General features: G+C 51.9%; 16 protein-coding genes. 7 read left to right on the forward strand and 9 right to left on the reverse strand.

All coding sequences use genetic code 11. The annotated features are described in order from the left end of the window. Positions 1 to 96: 96 nt before the first annotated feature. The 3 genes from QP442_RS04105 to QP442_RS04115 all read left to right on the forward strand — a co-directional run bounded on the left by QP442_RS04105 (position 97) and on the right by QP442_RS04115 (position 4,292). Entirely contained in the window at positions 97 to 1,389 is a 1,293-nt protein-coding gene (locus QP442_RS04105; protein WP_103631999.1) for a nucleotide sugar dehydrogenase, read from the forward strand. A gap of 168 nt (positions 1,390 to 1,557) precedes the next feature. Continuing rightward, positions 1,558 to 3,351, forward strand: a complete 1,794-nt coding sequence (locus QP442_RS04110; protein WP_103631998.1) for an NTP transferase domain-containing protein — start codon at positions 1,558 to 1,560, stop codon at positions 3,349 to 3,351. A gap of 14 nt (positions 3,352 to 3,365) precedes the next feature. Next, positions 3,366 to 4,292, forward strand: coding sequence for a DMT family transporter (locus QP442_RS04115; protein WP_179369807.1), 927 nt, complete (start codon positions 3,366 to 3,368; stop codon positions 4,290 to 4,292). A 65-nt stretch (positions 4,293 to 4,357) separates the two neighbouring features. Here QP442_RS04115 and QP442_RS04120 read toward each other — a convergent pair whose 3' ends face one another. Next, complete coding sequence (locus QP442_RS04120) at positions 4,358 to 5,194, reverse strand: NAD-dependent epimerase/dehydratase family protein (protein ID WP_040318641.1); 837 nt, start codon at positions 5,192 to 5,194, stop codon at positions 4,358 to 4,360. 218 nt (positions 5,195 to 5,412) lie between these two features. On the opposite strand from QP442_RS04120, the gene QP442_RS04125 reads away from it, so the two are divergent. After that, the gene (locus QP442_RS04125) at positions 5,413 to 6,297 is read left to right on the forward strand and encodes a glycosyltransferase family 2 protein (RefSeq protein ID WP_006681358.1); all 885 of its coding nucleotides are present in this window, start codon (positions 5,413 to 5,415) and stop codon (positions 6,295 to 6,297) included. Positions 6,298 to 6,449: 152 nt separating this feature from the next. On the opposite strand, the gene QP442_RS04130 is transcribed toward QP442_RS04125, so the two are convergent. Further along, entirely contained in the window at positions 6,450 to 7,535 is a 1,086-nt protein-coding gene (locus QP442_RS04130) for an acyltransferase family protein (protein ID WP_103631996.1), read from the reverse strand. Between the two features lie 227 nt (positions 7,536 to 7,762). On the opposite strand from QP442_RS04130, the gene QP442_RS04135 reads away from it, so the two are divergent. After that, complete coding sequence (locus QP442_RS04135) at positions 7,763 to 8,638, forward strand: LicD family protein (RefSeq protein WP_006681356.1); 876 nt, start codon at positions 7,763 to 7,765, stop codon at positions 8,636 to 8,638. A gap of 15 nt (positions 8,639 to 8,653) precedes the next feature. Beyond that, complete coding sequence (locus QP442_RS04140) at positions 8,654 to 9,898, forward strand: lipopolysaccharide biosynthesis protein (RefSeq protein WP_103631995.1); 1,245 nt, start codon at positions 8,654 to 8,656, stop codon at positions 9,896 to 9,898. A gap of 58 nt (positions 9,899 to 9,956) precedes the next feature. On the opposite strand, the gene QP442_RS04145 is transcribed toward QP442_RS04140, so the two are convergent. The 7 genes from QP442_RS04145 to QP442_RS04175 form a co-directional block, all read right to left on the reverse strand. Continuing rightward, positions 9,957 to 11,078, reverse strand: coding sequence for a glucosaminidase domain-containing protein (locus QP442_RS04145; RefSeq protein WP_219810866.1), 1,122 nt, complete (start codon positions 11,076 to 11,078; stop codon positions 9,957 to 9,959). 217 nt (positions 11,079 to 11,295) lie between these two features. Next, entirely contained in the window at positions 11,296 to 12,465 is a 1,170-nt protein-coding gene (locus QP442_RS04150) for an acyltransferase family protein (RefSeq protein ID WP_285069654.1), read from the reverse strand. A gap of 7 nt (positions 12,466 to 12,472) precedes the next feature. Continuing rightward, on the reverse strand, positions 12,473 to 14,236 hold the full coding sequence (locus tag QP442_RS04155) for a hypothetical protein (RefSeq protein WP_103631992.1): 1,764 nt from the start codon (positions 14,234 to 14,236) through the stop codon (positions 12,473 to 12,475). Between the two features lie 106 nt (positions 14,237 to 14,342). Further along, complete coding sequence (locus QP442_RS04160; protein ID WP_103631991.1) at positions 14,343 to 14,714, reverse strand: DUF2304 domain-containing protein; 372 nt, start codon at positions 14,712 to 14,714, stop codon at positions 14,343 to 14,345. Positions 14,715 to 14,740: 26 nt separating this feature from the next. After that, the gene (locus QP442_RS04165) at positions 14,741 to 15,463 is read right to left on the reverse strand and encodes a glycosyltransferase family 2 protein (protein ID WP_006681349.1); all 723 of its coding nucleotides are present in this window, start codon (positions 15,461 to 15,463) and stop codon (positions 14,741 to 14,743) included. 51 nt (positions 15,464 to 15,514) lie between these two features. Continuing rightward, positions 15,515 to 16,900: a hypothetical protein gene (locus QP442_RS04170; protein ID WP_006681348.1), complete on the reverse strand. Its 1,386-nt coding sequence runs from the start codon at positions 16,898 to 16,900 to the stop codon at positions 15,515 to 15,517. A gap of 16 nt (positions 16,901 to 16,916) precedes the next feature. After that, positions 16,917 to 18,332, reverse strand: coding sequence for a sugar nucleotide-binding protein (locus QP442_RS04175; protein ID WP_103631990.1), 1,416 nt, complete (start codon positions 18,330 to 18,332; stop codon positions 16,917 to 16,919). 228 nt (positions 18,333 to 18,560) lie between these two features. Here QP442_RS04175 and rfbA point away from each other — a divergent pair, with 228 nt between their 5' ends. Continuing rightward, on the forward strand, positions 18,561 to 19,421 hold the full coding sequence (gene rfbA, locus QP442_RS04180; protein ID WP_103631989.1) for a glucose-1-phosphate thymidylyltransferase RfbA: 861 nt from the start codon (positions 18,561 to 18,563) through the stop codon (positions 19,419 to 19,421). Positions 19,422 to 19,519 lie beyond the last annotated feature (98 nt).

Below are 19,519 nucleotides of genomic sequence, written 5' to 3' on the forward strand. Positions count from 1 at the left end.
TGCGCCCACGGATACCGGCGCTCCGCGCGTGAATCAAGAGAGTCACGGCTTCTTCAGCGCATACTTGATGGCGAACAGAGCCCTGAAGGAGTACCCGTGCGTATCGCTGTTGTTGCCCTCGGAAAAATTGGACTGCCACTGGCCGTGCAGTATGCGATGAAAGGGCATGACGTCATCGGCGTCGACGTGAATGAAACGACCGTTGACCTGGTGAATAAGGGTGTCGAACCTTTCCCAGGTGAAGCGCACCTTGATGAATACGTGCGCGACGTTGTTGCTTCAGGGGGCTTGCGTGCGACAACGTCGTATGAAGAAGCGATTCCCGGCGCTGACGCTGTTGTCCTTGTCGTTCCGCTTTTCGTTAATGACAAGACGTGGGAGCCGGATTTCGGGTGGATGGATGATGCGACGCGCTCGCTGGCCACGCATCTCACTCCGAATACTCTGATCTCCTACGAGACCACGCTGCCCGTGGGGACAACCCGCAACCGGTGGAAGCCAATGATCGAGTCGATTTCGGGATTGAAGGAAAAGCAAGACTTCCATCTCGTCTTCTCACCCGAACGCGTGCTGACCGGACGAGTCTTTGCTGACCTGCGTAAATACCCGAAGCTGGTTGGTGGGCTGAACGATGCGGGAACAGCGGCGGGCATTGCTTTTTATGAAGCGGTTCTCGACTTCGATGAGCGCGCTGACCTGCCTTCCCCCAACGGAGTCTGGGATATGGGAAGCGCCGAGGCTGCAGAGATGGCGAAACTCGCTGAAACTACCTACCGCGATGTCAACATTGGCTTGGCCAACCAGTTTGCAGTCTATGCGGACAAGGTGGGGATTGATGTTGAGCGAGTGATCGACGCGTGCAATTCCCAGCCCTACTCGCATATCCACCGTCCGGGGATCGCAGTGGGAGGACACTGTATTCCCGTCTACCCGCGTCTCTACCTGTCGACCGACCCGGATGCATCGATCGTGCGCACTGCGCGTTCCTACAACGCGACGATGCCGGAATACGTTGTGTCTCGCGCGGAGTCCGTGCTGGGTTCGCTAGCGGGGCTACGAGTTGCGGTTCTAGGTGCCTCGTACCGTGGGGGAGTGAAAGAGACGGCGTTCTCCGGCGTGTTCGCCACGGTTGAGGCTCTGCGCGCTCGCGGGGCAAACGTCGCCGTTCATGATCCGATGTACTCAGACGATGAGTTACGAGGCTTCGGTTGGGAGCCGTATCATCTGGGGGCTGATGTGTGCGACTGTGCCATTGTTCAGGCCGATCATGCACTGTACCGCACGCTCACCCCAGCGGATTGCCCAGGAATTCGTCTGCTACTCGATGGGCGTCGCGTGACCTCACCCGAGTTGTGGGCGGGGGTGCCACGCGTCGTTATTGGTGAATAACGTGCCAGAAAGTCGATGAAGTGCACGTATTTGCTTCGTTGAAGTCGATTGAAAATATGTGAAATACGCAAAAATGCGTGACATCACCACGCTGTATGTTCATAATTATTTACACAAGGCTTATGTTTGAACGTGAGTCTCGGAAAACAATTCTTGAACGGATGGCTGATGTCTGCACCACTGTCACATGCGCAATTCGATGTTCTTTACGCAGTGAACTGTAACGAAGAAACGCTCACTCAGCGTGAGATCCAAGCAATAACGGGTATGTCACTAGGACGTGTGAACTCGGCTGTTCGTGAGCTTGAAGCGAGCGGGTATCTTGCGGCCCGTCAGATCACTGACGCTGGCCTGGAAGCTCTCGCGCCATATGCTGTCGATAACGCAGTCATTATGGCAGCAGGTCTCTCATCACGTTTTGCCCCCATCTCCTATGAACGACCGAAGGGGACCCTGCGTGTTCACGGAGAGGTTCTGATCGAACGCCAGATCGAGCAGCTCCACGAAGCCGGAATTACAGACATCACCGTTGTTGTCGGTTACAAGAAGGAATACTTCTTCTACCTCGTCGAAAAATACGGCGTGAAAATCGTTGTGAACTCCGAATACGCCACGCGAAACAACAATGGTTCGCTGTGGCTAGTACGCGACAAACTGGCCAATACCTACGTCTGCTCGTCCGACGATTACTTCACCGAGAATCCTTTCGAATCCCACGTTTACCGCGCCTACTACTCGGCCCAGTATGTTGAAGGTGAGACCGATGAGTGGTGTCTGACAACCGGCGCTGGCGGTCGCATTACCGGCGTTGAAGTTGGCGGACATGACGCGTGGATCATGCTTGGCCACGTCTACTTCGATCGTGAATTCTCAGCCACGTTTGTGGAGATCCTCGAGCGCGTTTATCACCTTCCAGAAACCGCCCCGAAGCTCTGGGAACAGATCTATGTCGACAATATCAAGCAGTTCTCGATGGTCATGCGCACATACCCTGCTGGCCTGATTAACGAATTTGATTCTCTTGATGAACTTCGCTCTTTTGACCCGTTCTTCATGGAGAACGTTGACTCCGAGATTTTTGACAACATCACGGCAACATTGAACTGCGATGTGAATGATATCCAGGATGTCTACCCCCTCAAGCAGGGAATTACTAATCTGTCATGCCACTTTGCTGTGGGAGACAAAGAGTATGTCTATCGCCATCCGGGCCTGGGAACTGACAAGATCGTGGACCGACAAGCCGAAAGCGAAGCACTGAATCTGGCGAGTGAACTGGAACTAGACTCGACATTCCTTGCTTCCAACCCGATTCAAGGATGGAAGATCTCTCGCTTTATCCCCGATTGTCGCAACCTTGACGTGACGAATCCCGACGAGCTTCGTCGCGCGATGCAGATGTCCCGACGCCTACATGACAGCGGGAAGACTCTCACGCGCAACTTTGACTTCGTCACTGAAGGTCTGCGATACGAAGAGATTCTGAAACAGTTTGGTCCCATCGACGTACCTGGATATGAGGAGCTTCGCACCAAGGTCCTTCGGCTGAAGACACACGCCGATGCGGACAACTTCCCGCTGGGTCCCAGCCACAACGATTTCTTCAACCTGAACTTCCTTGTTTCTCAGAACGGGCATCTTGACCTGATCGACTGGGAATACGCGGGGATGTCCGATATCGCTGCTGACTTCGGGACAATGGTCGTCTGCGCGACCGATCTCACCGATGAGCTTGCTACCCAAGCCCTCGAATACTATTTTGGCCGAACACCCACCCCAACCGAACAGCGTCACTTCTGGTCATACGTTGTCTTTGCCGGGTGGTGTTGGTACATCTGGTCCCTCGTAAAGGAAGCAGAGGGCGACAACGTCGGTGAATGGCTGTACATCTACTACTCGCACGCAACCGGAAAGCTCAACGAATTACTTGCTGCGTACGAGAACGCCGAGCTGGATAACTGAAGAGGAGACACGCAATGAAGTGGGGTATTTTTTCGGGTGCTCTCTGGGGCTTGGACACATCGATCCTGGCTCTCGCACTAGTCTTTGTCCCGTTCCTCGATGCGTCAGAATCATCGCTTTCATCAGCACTACTGCACGATGTGACGGCCGCCCTGGTCCTGCTTGTTTATATGGGCCTGAGAGGTCGTCTACGTGACTCTTTAGCTGCGGTGAAGACTCGATCGGGTCGAGCCGTCATGCTCGGCGCATTGCTGGGTGGTCCGTTCGGTATGACCGGGTACCTGATTGCGATCAATCACATCGGGCCGGGCTTTACGGCCATCATTTCCACCTTCTACCCGGCCGTGGGTACCGTTCTGGCGTTCGTATTCCTGAAAGAACGTATGAGCCCCAAGCAGATTATTGCTTTGCTCGTAGCTCTTGGAGCCATTGTGATGATCGGCTATTCGTCAACGCAGACGGTTACCGAGGGCAACCCTGTCCTTGGCGTCATTGCCGCTCTTGCCTGTGTTTTTGGTTGGGGCTCCGAAGCTGTCATTCTCGCGTGGGGAATGCGTGACGATGCCGTTGACAACGAGACTGCCCTCCATATTCGTGAAACAACATCGGCGCTCGTGTATGTCATTGTTGTTGCTCCGATCGCTGGGGTCGTCGGGTTTACCCTCCGTGCAATCCCGACGGCGGGAACTGGTGTGATCGCGATTGCCGCAATCGCCGGAACGGCTTCGTATCTCTTCTACTACAAGGCCATCGACACAGTCGGCGCCTCGCGAGGGATGGCACTGAACATCTCTTACTCTGCGTGGGCGGTGATCTTCGCATTCCTTTTGCAAGGGACCGTTCCCAGCGTCCTACAGATCGTGTGCTGTGTGGTTATCTTGGTGGGTACGGTTCTGGCTGCTACGCCGAACTGGAAGGAACTGCGTTCGCAGTTCACATAGGATCCTGGTCAAAAAAGGTGTGGCCTCCCTGTCTGTAGGGAGGCCACACCTATATGAACGCGAAGTCAGTTCTTTGCCATGATCTGGTTGATGATCGTTGGATCGCCCCAAACGCCGGGGGAGTCATAAGGACGATCGGGGAAGGCGCCGTACTCGAGTGTCAAAGAAAGATTGTTTTCCTTGATGTATGCCTCAACGCGGTCAGCCAATGAGATCGGTTGACCCGAGCACGCGTTAATGATGCCCGTGTACTCATCCTGCGTCACGATCGCGGCGATCTGTTGCGCTAGACCATCAACGGAAATGAAATCGTACAGATTCTTTCCCATGGTGAAGGGGAAAGATGTCTTGCCTTCTTCATCAGCCTGAAGAAGCTTGCTGAAAATGGAATTACCGAATTTGTCATCGCCGACGATGTAGTAGCCACGGATCCATTGCATCAATGAGCCAGTTTGAGAAGCGCGAATAGCGGTGAGATCACGCAGAGCATTCTTTGCTACTCCATAGAGGGACGCGGGGTGGCAGGGGGTGTCAGCATCAATAGCACCTTCCCAATATCCGACCTCATGCATTGAGCCCATCACTGCAATCTGAGACAACCCACCTTCAAGAAGATGTGAGATGAAGTGGTAGTGGGAAGCCAAATCGTCCACATGCGCCTGAGAATTGTGCTTGAAACCGTCCCTCCAGGCCATGTGAAGCACAACATCGGGCTTGCCTAGCTGCTCGTAGATGTCAGCGTCGCCTGAAAAGATATTGACGTTCAGGCGTTTAGCGCGTTCATCGATTCCGTCAAACTTCAAATCCACGACAGAAACATTGACGTCATGCTTCAGCAGAGCGTCGACGACATGGCGACCAATATAGCCACCGGCACCAGTAACGAGAACAGTCTTTCGCATAGGTGTGATGGTATCAGTTGGCTTTGCCATTACCTCGTATAAAACGAGCTAAATCAGACACCGTGAGCTGAAAAATATAGGTGAGGGTTCGCGCACTATCTTGGCGTTCCCTGTAGGTTCTGCCGAGATAATAATCGAGCAACTAAGATGGAGTTATCTGAAAGGTAGAAGCCAGACCCGTTGTCTACCTTCCCCCGAAGAATCTGAGAGATTGAGCTATGCATACCCTCGACATTATGTTGCCGTTTTGGGGCGAACCGTCGTACCTCTTTGAAACAGTAGAGGCCGTTCGTAACCAAAGCGTGGGCGGATGGAAGTTGACGGTTGTTGATGACTGCTACCCAGATCCGCAGGTGGGCGAGTACTTCTCGCACCTTGATGACGAGCGCGTGACTTATATTCGCAATGAAAACAATCTGGGCATCACTCAGAACTATGAGCACTGCGTTGAACTTGCCTCGGCGGAGCTCATTATGTTGCTTGGATGCGATGATGTTCCAGAACGCGACTTCGTCGAACGAATCTTGAAGCTTCACTCTGAATTTCCCTCTGCATCCATTATCCAGCCGGGAGTTCGAATCATTGATGAGAGCAGCTCTGCGGTCACTCCTGTTGTCGACCGGGTTAAGTCCCTACTGCGACCTGATGCGCAGCGGCCTCGTCTGTTGTCCGGTGAGGATCTTGCCGTATCGCTGTTGCGAGCCGATTGGTTGTACTGGCCTTCGCTCGTCTTCAAGCGTGAGGTTTTTGAAACAACGCAGTTCCGTCCGGGTTTCCCGATTATTCAGGATCTTGCGCTTGTCATGGATGTCATCGTGGCTGGAGGCTCTCTGCTCTTCGATCCCTATGTATGTTTTGCATACCGTCGTCACGCTGAATCTGCATCGTCGACTGCACTTTTTGATGGCCGTCGTTTCCAAGGAGAACGCGATTACTTTGCGATTGCCGAGAAGCTCGTATTGAAGAATGGCTGGAGGCGCGCTGCACGTGCTGCGCGTATTCATTCAACGTCGAGAGCACATGCTCTGACTTTGCTTCCCCAAGCCTTGAAGCAGAAGGATAACGCGGCTGTCTCGCAACTTCTGAAGCATGTGATTTCGTAGTGTGTCAGAGCACACTGAAAGAGGTTGGTGGGTGCTTCTGAAAAGCGCCCACCAACCTCTTTCAGTGAATGGCTATCACTTCGTTGGAAGGCAATGGCGGAAATGAGGGAAGTGAGTTCTCTGTAGCGAAAAGCCTTGTTTGCTGAGGCTTACTAACGAGCAGCTAAGGAGAGCTCTCCCCAGGGGGATTTTCCGCGAACCCAACGCATCGTTGCACGTTCAACACCCAACCAGCTCGCTGTCGCCAAGATGACAGTGATGAACGTGGCAACCATTAAAAGGAACCAGAACCCCATCGTGTGAACGCCGAACAGGATAAGAAGCTGAAGGACGGGGAAGTGGAAAATATACACGCCGTACGAGATGTCATGAACCTGAATGAGTTTCGGAGAGGGGAGAACAGCTCCCAGCCAGAGGATCACGTAGGCCATAAATGGTGATGCTGCTTGCTTACCGAAACCGTCCGAACCGTAGATACACACAAGCGCAAGGATGAGGGAAACAAAAGCGTACTCCCATCTCATTGGCAACTTATCGCCTAGCTGGAAGATAATCGCGCCCCCAAGGAAGTACGGGAGCATAAAGATGAGTAGCTGAAAATCGCCACTATTTCCAACGTAGGGAAGGAACCAACCGATTCTCGCGTGAATTGCTACCGACACGAGGAATAGCAGGATTGTTGGCCACACGTGGTTCTTTGTGAACGCCCATGACAGGAAGACACCGATGATGATGTAACACCAGAACTCGTAGTACAAACTCCAGAGGGAACCATTCCAAGCCGACGGATAAGGCACCGATGCAAGAGTGCCCGAGACATCGTAGTGATTAATTAAAAGGAAGATATTCGAGTAAATGTAGTGGAGTGGCGTAGTCGGAGTTGCGAAGAACCCGTCGAACGAGTGCTTTTCAACGTAATAGGCAATCGGTGCGAAGATGAAAGCAACCGCAACGAGGGACAGCAAGAATCCGGGATAGATGCGAGTAATGCGATTCATCAAATAGTGTGCGCCATTACTTCGAGTTCGTGCGCCCGTGATAAGAAAGCCGGAAATACCAAAGAAACCAACGACTGCCCAGCTACCCAGGTGTTGTCCCTGCCAGACAACACCATCTCCAACACCTGCCAGAATCTGGGCGTGAGAAAACACAACCAGAAACGCAAGGGCTAATCGCAGGAGGTTGAGGGCGTTATCGCGAGAGCCAAGATCTCGCGTATATGGTTGGGGCAGATGCATGGTCACTTAGTGTAATGGACGCATATCTGGCTCCCCTTGATCGACTCTTGTTTCTCGTGTGCAACCTACGACAGCGGTGAACAACGTGGATGTGCATGTGAATTCTTGTGGCGTAACGAGTCTGGGATCATTGTTGAAGCACGATGTGTTTCTCGGCTGAAATACTCTCCTGTGCGATAATCGGGTAACGATCAAGTTGGAATGATGCTCGAGTTTAAGGACAACGTATGGCAACGCCTGATGCATTTTCAGATCCGGAGCAACTTGCGAAGATTCAGGCAGTTCTCCTAAAGATTCTGAAGGATTTTGATCAAGCCTGTCGCGAGCTTGGGGTCGAGTACACGGTCTACGGTGGAACATCTATTGGGGCTGTGCGGCATCAGGGGTTCATCCCGTGGGACGATGATGTTGACGTGCTTATGACTCGTGCCGATTACGAGCGTTTCCTTGCCGAGGCGCCGAAGATTATGTCGAAAGACTATCGTTTCGACAATACGCGTACGGTGCCAGAATATCCCTTCATGTTTACCAAACTTGGGCTGGATGGAACTGTCTTCATTCCTGAGTTTGGCAAGGACTCGAAGTACCGGATGCGCCTAGCAATCGATCTACTCCCTCTCGATAATGTTCCGGGCGATGATCCTGCAGCGGTTAAAGCAATGAGTCGCAGAACATGGGTGTGGGGTCGTCTGCTCTACGTACAGGGAACCCCGACTCCCTACTTGATTGACACACACGGCTTCAAGCGTTTTGCGATCCACAGTGCAACCTCGCTTGCTCATTGGGCTATGCGTTTATTCCGTGTAACCCCACAAATGTTGCAGAACAAGTGGGATAAGGCTGCTCGTCGTTTCGAATCGGTTGATACAGGGATCTACGCTGACTTTTCGATGCGTGATCCGTGGAACTGGACAGTGACTCGCGAGGAGCTCTTCCCAGCTCTGGATGTTCCGTTTGAAGACATTACGGTCAAACTCCAGCGCGAGTACGACGCGGTTCTGACACGTTCGTACGGCGACTACATGCAGATGCCACCGGAAGAGAAGCGCCGTAACCATAAGCCGGTAGAAATCGATTTCGGTCCCTACGAAAGCCTCGCCTGAGAGAAGGACGAGTCCATGTCGGACGCCAGTGCCAGTAGTTCTCTCAAACGTGACTACTTTTGGAATACTGCATATTCTCTGATGCAGTCTGCTGCGACGGTAGTCATGTTGATCGTTGTCACTCGTGTTCTCGGTATTGAGATTGCCGGCTTATATTCGTTAGCAATTGCGGTCGGTCAACAATTCCAGACGCTGGGAATGTTTGAAGTACGCACGTACCATGTGACAGATGCGTCGGGGAAGTTTACTTTCGGCACCTATCATGCAACTAGAATCTTGACCGTCGGTGCAATGATTATTGGCATTGCAGGATACGCGGTTGTGAGTGGCGATGGGCTCTCCGCTGTGATGCTCATGATCCTGGTTGCCTCGATCCGCGTCTTTGATGCGTTCGAAGATGTTTACTACTGCGAGCTTCAACGTAGTGGCCATCTGGATATTGCTGGTGCAGCAGGGTTCTGGCGTACTTTTGTCACTACAGCTGTATTTAGCGCTGGGCTTGTCATTACGCAGAGCCTTTGGATGACAGTAATTGCAACTTTGGTTGCGTCGCTCGTAGCGATGATCGTTCTATTTGTTCCTCAGAGCGTGCGACTTTTTGCTTTCAAACCGCTATGGACAAAACGCGAGATTTCTGCTCTCCTCATTGATTGTCTACCGCTTGCTCTTGCATCGTTTATTTCCATGTATCTTGCGAATGCTCCACGTTTCGGTATTGACCGTTACTTGGGCCTGACAGAACAGGGTATTTTCGCAATTCTTTACATGCCTGCGGTAGCAATCAATTTGCTGGCGTTGGTTGTTTTTAGACCACTCCTCACACAGATGGCTCATCATTGGGTTCGCCACAACTGGTCAGGATTTGTTGGGATCGTGCGTCGCGGGCTTACCGCTACAGCGGGCGCATTTGTCGCGGTTGCGATTGTGACCTACTTTATTGGTGTTCCGATTCTCAATCTTGTTTTCGGTAAAGATATTGCTCCATATCGAACGGAGCTGATCGTTCTTGTCTTTGGTGGAGCCATGAACTCTGCCAGTGTGATTCTGTATTACGCGATTACGACGATGCGCCAGCAGAAGCTGGTCTTTGTAGGGTACGCCGTGTCAGCGTTGACGATTGCAGCTCTTGTTCCCATTCTGATCCCGCGTTATCAGATTATGGGTGCTTCGATTGCCTATGGGATAGCGATGACCGTGCTCTCCATGATCTTCGGACTCGTACTGGTGGCGAACAGGGATAAGAAAGCCGTCGAACAGTAGTCGTATGTGAGAGCCGAAACAACTTCAATCCCAACGCGGGGTACACTCTGTTCACTTTTTAGCTGAAAGACCGCTTCATCAGGGCAACGATGTGGAACCCGTAGTTTTTGGCGGTCGCCCACCCGCGGTGTTGGGGATTTTCTTGAATGCCGAGGTATTCAACGATGGGCGCGCTTCCCCTTAAAACGTAGGCGAACCGTTGATCTACCAAGGGGTAGGCAAGACTAGATTCAGTTGCATGTGGGTCAGCGTATGCGCGTAGGTGCTGGACTTGTGCCCGCAGACCGGTGCGCACGTCGGGGAAGCCGTTGCCTTGTGCTCCGTTACCTGTTGCGGCAAGTCCTGCGAAGTTGAACTGTTGGATCTTGACGTCGCCACCGAATGAGAGCCACGCGGTTTCTAGCATGGACTGGGCAAAGACAACTTCCGGGTTGATGCCTTCGGCTATTGCCTCGTCATAGAGGATCGAGAAGAAGTCTAAAGCGGTGGGAGCGCCCCCAATGCTGAGTGCACCCGAGGGATAGGAGTGACCCGATTGGGCGTATGCGTTCAGCATTGCTTGGATTGTTGTGGCACGGTTTGTGTGGGGGGCTCCCATGATCGGCGTAGGAGTAAACCACGTTCCGTCGGAGGCAAAGTAGTAGGTGGCCGAATCAATGTCCTGCTGGCCTGTGACCATTGCTCCTGAAGGGGCTAGGTAGTACCAGGTGCCGTTGTTTTCCAGCCAACCGGTTTTCATGGCGCCTGATGCTTCAAAGTAATACCAGGTTCCGTTCACTGATCGCCAACCGGTTGCCATTGCTCCGGAGGTGGTGAGGTAGTACCACGTGCCACCGTTGTCGACCCAGCCGGTTTTCATTTCGCCGCTCTGGGTGAAGTGGTACCAGGTGTTGTTGACGAGGGTCCAGCCGGTGGCCATTGCTCCGGAAGAGTCGAGGTAGTACCACGTGTTTCCATTGTGGAGCCACCCAGTTTGCATGGCGCCACTGGTGGCAAAGTAATACCATTTGCCACCGATGGACTGCCAGCCAGTAGTCATCGCGTTCGAGGAACTGAAGTAGTACCACGAAGAATTGATCTGCTTCCATCCAAGGACGGCTCGACCTTCTGAGTCAGCCCAATACCAAGAACCGCGATCTTGGAACCAGCCCTGCAGAATGTGTCCCGAACGGGTGAACACCCAACTATTGTCCTGGAGTGACCATCCGTCCTGGGAGGCTGGAGTTGGTGCAGCGCTGGAAGAAAGTGCCATTGAAGGTAGCAGTGTCAGCGCGAAGCACAGTGACGCAACAGAGCGAATGCGATGAGATCCCATAAGGCGAGTCTAATGATCTGAGTACCCTTTTGGAATCTCAGCTGTGGTTTCGAGCTAGATTCCCGGTGAGGGAAAGCAGATTCTAACGTACAACAGAGCTGTCTTCGGTTGTGTGTTCACTCGCTGGCACCGGAGAAATAGAAGAAGTCTTCTTTAGGCCACCCCATGGTGATTTTCCACGTGCCCACCGCATCGCAGCACGTTCGACTCCAAACCAGCTGAGAGTCGCCAGTGTCATCGTGATAAGTGCAGTGACAATCAAGAATGGAATGAATCCGAGTTTGTCTAGGTGAAGAGTGATCAGGAACTGAATGATGGGGAAGTGGAATACGTAGATCCCGTACGAAATATCATGTGTTTTCACCCAACGTGGTGATGGCACGATCGTACCTAGGTAGAGAACGAAGTATGCCATGAGTGGAGAGGCGAGTTGCTTACCGAAGTCTGGCAGGGCATAGATGATGCCAACTGAAGCGATAGCAGCGATCAGTGCATAGCGACCACGCATTGGAAGAGTGTCTTTCAGCTGGAAAATCAGCGCACCGCCCAAGAAATAGGGAAGCATGAAAATGAGTAGTCCCAAATCGTAGTTGCTATCGATGTAGGGATTGAGGCGTCCAATACCAGCGTGGGCCAACACTGAAACTGCGAATAGAACGGCAGTTGGCCAGACATGCTTGCGCATAAATGCCCAGGACATGAATACGCCGATGATGATGTAGCACCAGAATTCATATGAGAGCGTCCACAGCGACCCATTCCACGCCGTAAGCGGATGATCTGACAGGGTTGTACCGATGTGGTAGTAGCTGACTTTCAGCAGGATATTGCTATAAACGTAGTCAAGTGGGGTAGGGGAAGAACCAAAATATCCGTCAATAGTGCCCTTTTCAATCACGTGGGCAATAGGAGCGAGCACGAAAGCGACGAATGCTAGTGCTACAAGGAATGCAGGATAGATGCGGGCGACGCGGTTAATCAGATATTTTCCCGCATCGCTTCGGACTCGGGCTCCGGTAATGAGGTAACCCGAAATTCCAAAGAATCCAACAACTGCCCAGCTTCCGAGGTGTTGTCCTAGAACAACGACGCCATCACCTGTAGCGGTGAGAATCTGCGCGTGGGAGAAGACGACGAGTAGAGCGAAGAGCAAACGTAGAAAATTCAGCGAGTTATCTCGAGAACTGAGATCTTTTTGGACGAAGGTCTTTCGTAGCTTATCAAGCATGGATTCCTCAAGAGCTAAAGACAAGACTGAATCAGTTGTCGAGGGTGATGAGCTTGACGCGATCCGATAGACCACAGTAGTCAATCTGTTCGCGCGTAGTTTTGTAGCCCTCAGTGGACGTAATAACAGTCGCTTCTTTATCCCAAGCGCGTAGGAGCGGGCAGAGCATTCCGTAGTAGTCGCCGTGCCATTCGCGGTATGCGTGAATACGCACATCATAACTGGTAGGCGCTGAGAATTGAATAAGGTACCGATTTCGATCACCATCGAATGCGAGGTTGGACGCGTGACGAATGAACACGACAGGAGCGCCCTGGTTTTCGTCAAAAACTTCAACCAATTGGTCGTACAGTTTCTTTTCCTCAGGGGTCGGCATTTTGTGGTCTTTATCGGTGGGCATTGTTGCGTAGCGAGGCAGCGTGGGGAAGAGAGTCCCACCCCGACCGAAATGTTCAAATGGGAGAAGAGAGCCTACGCCCATGATGACTACCGACAGGGCAAAGAAGGCGGCTTGAACACAACGCCCTCGCCACCATGCGTAGGAGCGTCGGTCAGATGCTGATCGAGGGGTAAACGCTTGGCGGAGCGCTTCAATCGTCATGATGGTTGCAAATGTGATCGTTGAGATCCACATCATCTTCAGGGGATAGTAGCCCCAGCGAGAATCGCCAGATTCTCGCAGTAAGAGGAGGAAGAAGATCGCGAGCCAACTGCCAACTGCAAAGGCGCCAAGTCCCATTGCCTCGGGCGAGCGATGCCGGGGAAGGGCAGCAGCGAAAACGAAGAGCAGGAGAAGCAGAAGAATGCTGGCAATTGTAAGGTGGTCGCTTATCTCACCAGCAAAATAGCCGGGACCAGCAGAGAGGTAATCACCGTCGACGCGGAGTGCTGGGAGTGACCAAGCGAAGAAGAATACTGCAACGCAGAGCCAAGTCAGTGCGATCCAAATCAACTCTCGTGACGTTGGGCGATGTGCGGGAAGATTATGCAGACAACGTACAAGTGCCATTAGTAGCAACAGGCCGGGCATCAGGGAAGCCGGAGACCACGTAGCAAGAGTGGCGACCAGTAGCACAGGAAGCCAGATGAGTGCTTGGGCAGGACGGAGGGTCCGATAGGTAATCCACGAAAGGATCAAGATCAAATAGATAACTGGGATGTTGAGGTAGCCATCAAATTCAACCGCGCCAAAAATATTACGAGTAAAGGGGACCCATCCGATAACAAACACGGCAGCTGTACGTAGAGGCCATGGAGCGTGTGACAACAACGCCCACGTCAACCAGCCGGTAAACATACTGGCGAGACAACATACAACGAGACCCGCAACGATATTGCCATACAACATCGTCAGAAGTGGGCTGAAGGAAGTACCTGGCCCATAGAAAATTGAGGTGATAACCGCAGTAAGGAAGACAGGTTTGACCTCATCGCCGGAGCCTAGTCCGCCGTTCTGGTGGATTGTCAGCGCTTCGATGGTATTCATCACCATATCGTTACGCGTGAACTGAACCGGAACGCCACCGTCATAGTACGAGAGCAAATAGACGACTGAAGCGACACCGACAAGAGAGGGAAGAAGAATTGCGAGTGCGGTGAAGAAAGACCGACGATTCAGTGTCTGGTAGTTCCGATAGATGACGGCACCAATAAGGACAAGCGCAACGATGATGGCTGTCCAGAATACCAAGGCGATGCCAGTCTTGACGACCATTCCGAATAGAGCAACTGCGATCAAAGAAAACAGAAAAAGTGCCGTGGCACGCACGGAGTCTCTTAGGAACTGCAAATTCATGTTTTGAGCGTACCTGACTGATCTAGAGTTCTTGATAGCGGAAAGATTGGTGCTCGTCACGTTGCCAGTGAGGTCTTAGCTCTCCGAGATAACACGTTGAGTGACTTTAGTGATCTGATTGCTTTCCAGCTTGCTGGGATTTAATGATGTCGAGCTCGTAGTTGAGGATTGCGATTTCTTCAGTGAGCTTTCGTCGTTCTTCGCTGGCATGGGAAAGATCAACACTCATTCGGAGCGTAAGAAGCATAAAAACGACCGCGCCGGTTACTAGAGCGAGGTTCAAAGGAACCTGAACTCCCAAGAAGTGAGCAACAAAGCTCAGGGCCTTCGGGAACAAGGAAACGATCAATACCCCGATTGCAATGACGAACCACCACGTCGCGTAGCGTTCCTTCATTCCAGCATTGCGCATCTTGATGAAGATTGCGTAAAAGATGACGAGCGCGAAAAGGATGCCGAGCCAGTATGTTGATGTCATTTCTGATCTCCAGTTTCTCTCACTCGTCAGCCAACAGAGGGGCGTGTCAAGGCAACGGACAGTGCAATGAACGCGCGAATCAGGAATCGAGCAGCTTTAAGAGGATTATGTGAGGGTTCTCCTCCAGCACGGGGACGCATTTCTACGGGGACCTGCCGAATCGATAAACCGTGACGTTTTGCGATGACAAGTGCTTCGATTGTGTCACCCAGGTACTCAGCCGGATAGTTCCGTGCAAACAAAGCGATAGCTTTTCGGTTGCTTAGTTTGAAGCCCGACGTTGTGTCAGTCAATTTTGTTTCGCATACTCTCGAAAGGATTGTGGAGAGAACTTTCATTGCCCAATGACGGGGGCCTCGAACGGTGTAGTCGCCTTTTCCTGCGAAGCGTGCGCCGATCACAACATCGGCATCCGTTTTCTTCGCGGATGCCAAGAGATTCGAGATCTCCTTGGGGTCGTGTTGCCCGTCTGCATCGAGCTGAACAGCATAGTCGTAGTTGTTGCGTTGAGCATAGGAATAACCTGTCCTCATCGCTCCTCCGACACCGAGGTTGATTGGCAGATCAAGAACTATCGCGCCGTGTTCTTTGGCAATTGCTGCTGTGCGATCGCCGGAGCCGTCAGAGACAACAGCTATATCAGCCATCGAGCCGACTTCGCTACGAAGTTCTTCAAGCACAGGTCCGATGACTGCTTCTTCGTTCCATGCCGGAACGATGACCAAGATTCGTGATTTTGCTTCAGCCATTATCTGTTACTTTCTGTTCATCGGTGTCGAGTGCATAGTGGATGTATCGACCTAGACAATACTGTTTGCAATCAGAGCAAACGCGAGTGCAAACACGGCGAATACTGCCACTAGAACCGAAGAACTCTTGGACTTTACTGTCACGGGTAGACCTATCGCAAGAGCCGGTAGAAGAGCGGCACCATATCGCGGAGCAAGGTCAAACCCAACACCCATTGTGAGGTTCAGGTAGATGTAGAACGCGGGGGCTACGAAGATTGAGGCCAACAATAGGGCAAGCGCGAATGATTGGTTAAGTACTTCAGTGTTAACAGCGAAGAGAGCTGCTCCAACGAGACCTGAAACTAGAAGCAAGGAAGATAACGTTGTGAAAGCATAAGGGAGCCCGACTGCGCTGAGTAAGCCTCCATTGAGTGATACAGGGCCCATGTAAAGGTAGGTAAGGAAATTATCTAGTTGCTCGACCGCAAAAGTCGGCGAGAAGGGAACATGGGCATCGATTGAATAATCTTCTCTGATGTGGATTGCAGTGAGGCTCCTGTAATGCTGGTAAGCAAATTGAGCGACAAGGCCCAAAAGTAGGGCCAATAATGCAAGAAGAATTGGTCGCTTGAGTGAAGAACGTTCCTCTTTAACGCGTATGAAATAGATGAGGATAAACAGCAGTGCTGCACCCGTTGCAAAGAGCATCTGGAACTTAATCAGACCAAAAAAAATCGAAGCAACGATGAGGGGAATCGAAGTCCATTCTTTGCGGACCATTTTCAGCGTAGATAAGAAGATGAATGAACCTGCGAGCAAACTGAACGAGTCAGGGGTGACATAGAAGTTCGCCCACCTGATCGCGGGACTTGCAAGCATAAGGGCGGTCACTGATGCTGTGATAAGGCGTGAACCGCCAAGGTATCGTGCAAGGCGCCATGTCGCAGTTAATCCCAGCCCGAGCCACAGAGTACCGGTGAACTTGGCTAACAAATACATCTGCTTGCCGGGGGCGAGGAAGAGAAGAATCTTCGTCAAGAAAGCAGTGATAAAGAAATAGAGAGGTGAGTGAACTGAAGCGGTTGAATAGCCTTTAAAGGGATAATCTTCAGAGGGCGCATTGGTGTCACCACAGGCAGGACCTTGCGGGCCGTAAATCTCGATGCCTACGCATGTAATGAGCGAACGCGCGTATTCGTCCGTTTCAGAGTATTGACGAGTAACTTCGCCGTGCATTGCTTTATCAACAGCGTCGATATATACGTACTCGTCTTGCGGGGAGATCGCACTATGCTCCGAAATATAGCGATAACCGACGAGCGCTGAGAGCGCCGTAAAGATAAGAGCCAAAAGAATAGTTCGTACCCACAGTGGCGCCTCAGAAGCATCCCGATACAGTTTCATGTTCATGATGGTGCGAGTGCCTTCGCTTGGTTTGGTATCCAGGGCGGTCATAACGGGTAAGTTGCTCTCAGCTGAGAGTCTTTGTAAGAACCTGCATCGAGTTTCGTGGTGTGAAGCCTGTCTGTTCAAGCTTCGTCAAATCAAGCGTCGAGTTGAGAGGACGGGGAGCAATCTGTTCTTTTCCTGCGTAATACTCAACGGTTGTTACGGGGGTAACGTCGTCTGCTGAACGGCCGACTAATTCGAAAACTCGTTTCGCGATGTCACACCACGAGACAACGGGACCTCCACCAGAAAGGTTGTATGTTCCGTATTCGGCGTTAGTTGAAAGAAGGTGAATGATGCCAGCTGCTAGGTCGGTAGTAAAGGTAAGACGCCCTTTTTGGTCGTTGACAACGGTGGGATTAACACCTTCATCAGCAAGACCCTTCATCGTCTTAATGAAGTTCTTTCCATCGCCAACAACCCAGCTGGTCCGAACCAAGTAGTGCTGGGGAGTGGTGACAATTGCTGCATCGCCGCCAGCTTTCGACTGACCATACACGCCTAGAGGGCTTGGATTCTCGGTCTCCGTGTGAAATTCCACTGAACCGTCGAAGATATATTCGGAAGAAATATGCACCACCGTCAAGTGGTGTTTGCTTGCGATTCGAGAGAGATTCGCAGGTCCATGGGCATTGGCTCGCCAAGCAAGCGGGCGTCCTTCAGGTGTCTCTGCTCCGTCGACGTTTGTCCACGCTGCTGCATTGATAATGATGTCGTATTGCGACCAGTCGAGCGCGTCCATGGCGGCATCGTCAGCAATATCAAATTCTGGAAGATCGACACCCGTCACGTTGTACCCAGCTTCGGGGAGTTGCTTGAGGAGTTCGCGTCCAAGCTGACCATTTGCTCCGGTTACCAAAACACGTCGCGTATCCGGGGAAGGGAAAGGAATAACATCTGCGAGTTTGGGATGAGCTTTGTCCTTATCGGACAGAATCGCGTCCTCCAACGGAATTGGCCAATCAATTGCGACAGTTTCATCGTCGAGGTTCAAGAAGGTGTATTGTGCGTCGGCAGACCAGTGGTCATTCACCAGATAGGTGTATGCGGTATTTGGTTCCAAAGTCTGGTATGAATTGCCCACGCCTCTAGGAACGAAGACTGCAACCGAGGGGTCAATTTCAGTCGTGTAAACCGTTCCGAACGAAGGGCCTTCGCGCAGATCTACCCACGCGCCGAAGACTCGGCCGGTTGCGACCGAAACAAACTTGTCCCACGGCTCAGCGTGAATACCGCGTGTTACGCCAACTTCATCGTTGAAAGAAATGTTGTTCTGCACGGGGCCAAAGTCAGGTAACCCAAGAGCAAGCATCTTCTCTCGTTGCCAGTTTTCTTTAAACCAGCCACGGTTGTCTCCATGCACGGTGAGATCAATGCGTAGGAAGCCAGGAATAGGGGTTTCTTCAATGCCAAGAGCTTTTCCTGTCGCTGTCGTCATCGTGAATCGTGCTCCTACATCCATGGCTGGCGCTGAGTGGAAACTAGTACTGGAACGAGTTTAGGTGATAGGGGGCTGTTTATCGGTGAAGCAGACGGTGATATTCCTCAGTTGCACTCTGGTACATGTGTGAGTGTGATGCGCAACATGAGAAAAAGTCTTGGCATAATGAGCGTCAAGGTGCACAAGTAAGTCGACCAGTGCGCGCACTCAACCTGCGGAGGAACGATGAAAGGCATTATTCTTGCCGGCGGATCAGGAACCCGACTGAATCCGATTACATTGGGAACGTCAAAACAACTTGTTCCGGTGTATGACAAACCGATGATCTACTATCCGTTGTCAACGCTGATGCTTGCAGGTATCCAAGACGTCCTTGTCATTACGACACCACATGATGCCGAAGCTTTCCACCGCCTGCTGGGCGACGGTTCGCAGCTTGGTGTCAATATCTCGTATGCCGTTCAAGAAGTGCCGAACGGACTTGCCCAGGCATTTGTCCTTGGTGCTGATCATGTTGGAACTGACCCCGCGGCTCTCGTTCTTGGTGACAACATCTTCTACGGTCCCGGTATGGGCACGAAGCTTCGCCGTCATGTGGATCCTGATGGTGGTGCAGTGTTCGCCTACCATGTGGCAGATCCAACCGCGTACGGTGTCGTTGAATTCGATGATAACTACACCGCAATTTCTATTGAAGAAAAGCCTGCTCATCCGAAGTCGAACTATGCGGTTCCCGGTCTGTACTTCTACGACAATAACGTCGTAGAGATCGCGAAGAATCTCAAGCCTTCCGTACGCGGTGAATACGAAATCACGGATGTGAACAAGGTTTACCTTGAAGCAGGAAAGCTTCAAGTTGAGGTTCTCCCTCGAGGTACTGCTTGGCTCGATACTGGAACATTTGATTCCCTTGCTGATGCAACGAACTTCGTTCGTACAGTGGAAGCACGCCAGGGGATGAAGGTTGGAGCTCCTGAAGAAGTGGCTTGGCGTATGGGCTTCATTGATGATGAAGGACTGCGTCAGCGCGCTGAACCGCTGGTGAAGTCCGGTTACGGGCAGTACCTGCTGGACCTGTTGAAGTGATCTGATCTGTCAGTTTCCCGTCAACGTCGTGTGATGGGGAACTGGCAGACCTGTGTATGTACTGCCCTGTATCAAGGCCTCGGACATATACACTGACG

The sequence above is a fragment of the Pauljensenia sp. UMB1177 genome, assembly GCF_030217965.1.
Classification (GTDB): Bacteria; Actinomycetota; Actinomycetes; order Actinomycetales; family Actinomycetaceae; genus Pauljensenia; species Pauljensenia turicensis_A.

Bases quoted from the DNA above. Each gene is read 5' to 3' on its own strand.
- QP442_RS04130 (WP_103631996.1), bottom strand. From the start codon at position 7,535: ATGCATCTGCCCCAACCATATACGCGAGATCTTGGCTCTCGCGATAAC.
- QP442_RS04155 (WP_103631992.1), bottom strand. From the start codon at position 14,236: ATGAATTTGCAGTTCCTAAGAGACTCCGTGCGTGCCACGGCACTTTTT.
- QP442_RS04165 (WP_006681349.1), bottom strand. From the start codon at position 15,463: ATGGCTGAAGCAAAATCACGAATCTTGGTCATCGTTCCGGCATGGAAC.
- QP442_RS04120 (WP_040318641.1), bottom strand. From the start codon at position 5,194: ATGCGAAAGACTGTTCTCGTTACTGGTGCCGGTGGCTATATTGGTCGC.
- QP442_RS04110 (WP_103631998.1), top strand. From the start codon at position 1,558: ATGTCTGCACCACTGTCACATGCGCAATTCGATGTTCTTTACGCAGTG.
- rfbA (WP_103631989.1), top strand. From the start codon at position 18,561: ATGAAAGGCATTATTCTTGCCGGCGGATCAGGAACCCGACTGAATCCG.
- QP442_RS04170 (WP_006681348.1), bottom strand. From the start codon at position 16,900: ATGACCGCCCTGGATACCAAACCAAGCGAAGGCACTCGCACCATCATG.
- QP442_RS04125 (WP_006681358.1), top strand. From the start codon at position 5,413: ATGCATACCCTCGACATTATGTTGCCGTTTTGGGGCGAACCGTCGTAC.
- QP442_RS04135 (WP_006681356.1), top strand. From the start codon at position 7,763: ATGGCAACGCCTGATGCATTTTCAGATCCGGAGCAACTTGCGAAGATT.
- QP442_RS04175 (WP_103631990.1), bottom strand. From the start codon at position 18,332: ATGACGACAGCGACAGGAAAAGCTCTTGGCATTGAAGAAACCCCTATT.
- QP442_RS04115 (WP_179369807.1), top strand. From the start codon at position 3,366: ATGAAGTGGGGTATTTTTTCGGGTGCTCTCTGGGGCTTGGACACATCG.
- QP442_RS04160 (WP_103631991.1), bottom strand. From the start codon at position 14,714: ATGACATCAACATACTGGCTCGGCATCCTTTTCGCGCTCGTCATCTTT.
- QP442_RS04140 (WP_103631995.1), top strand. From the start codon at position 8,654: ATGTCGGACGCCAGTGCCAGTAGTTCTCTCAAACGTGACTACTTTTGG.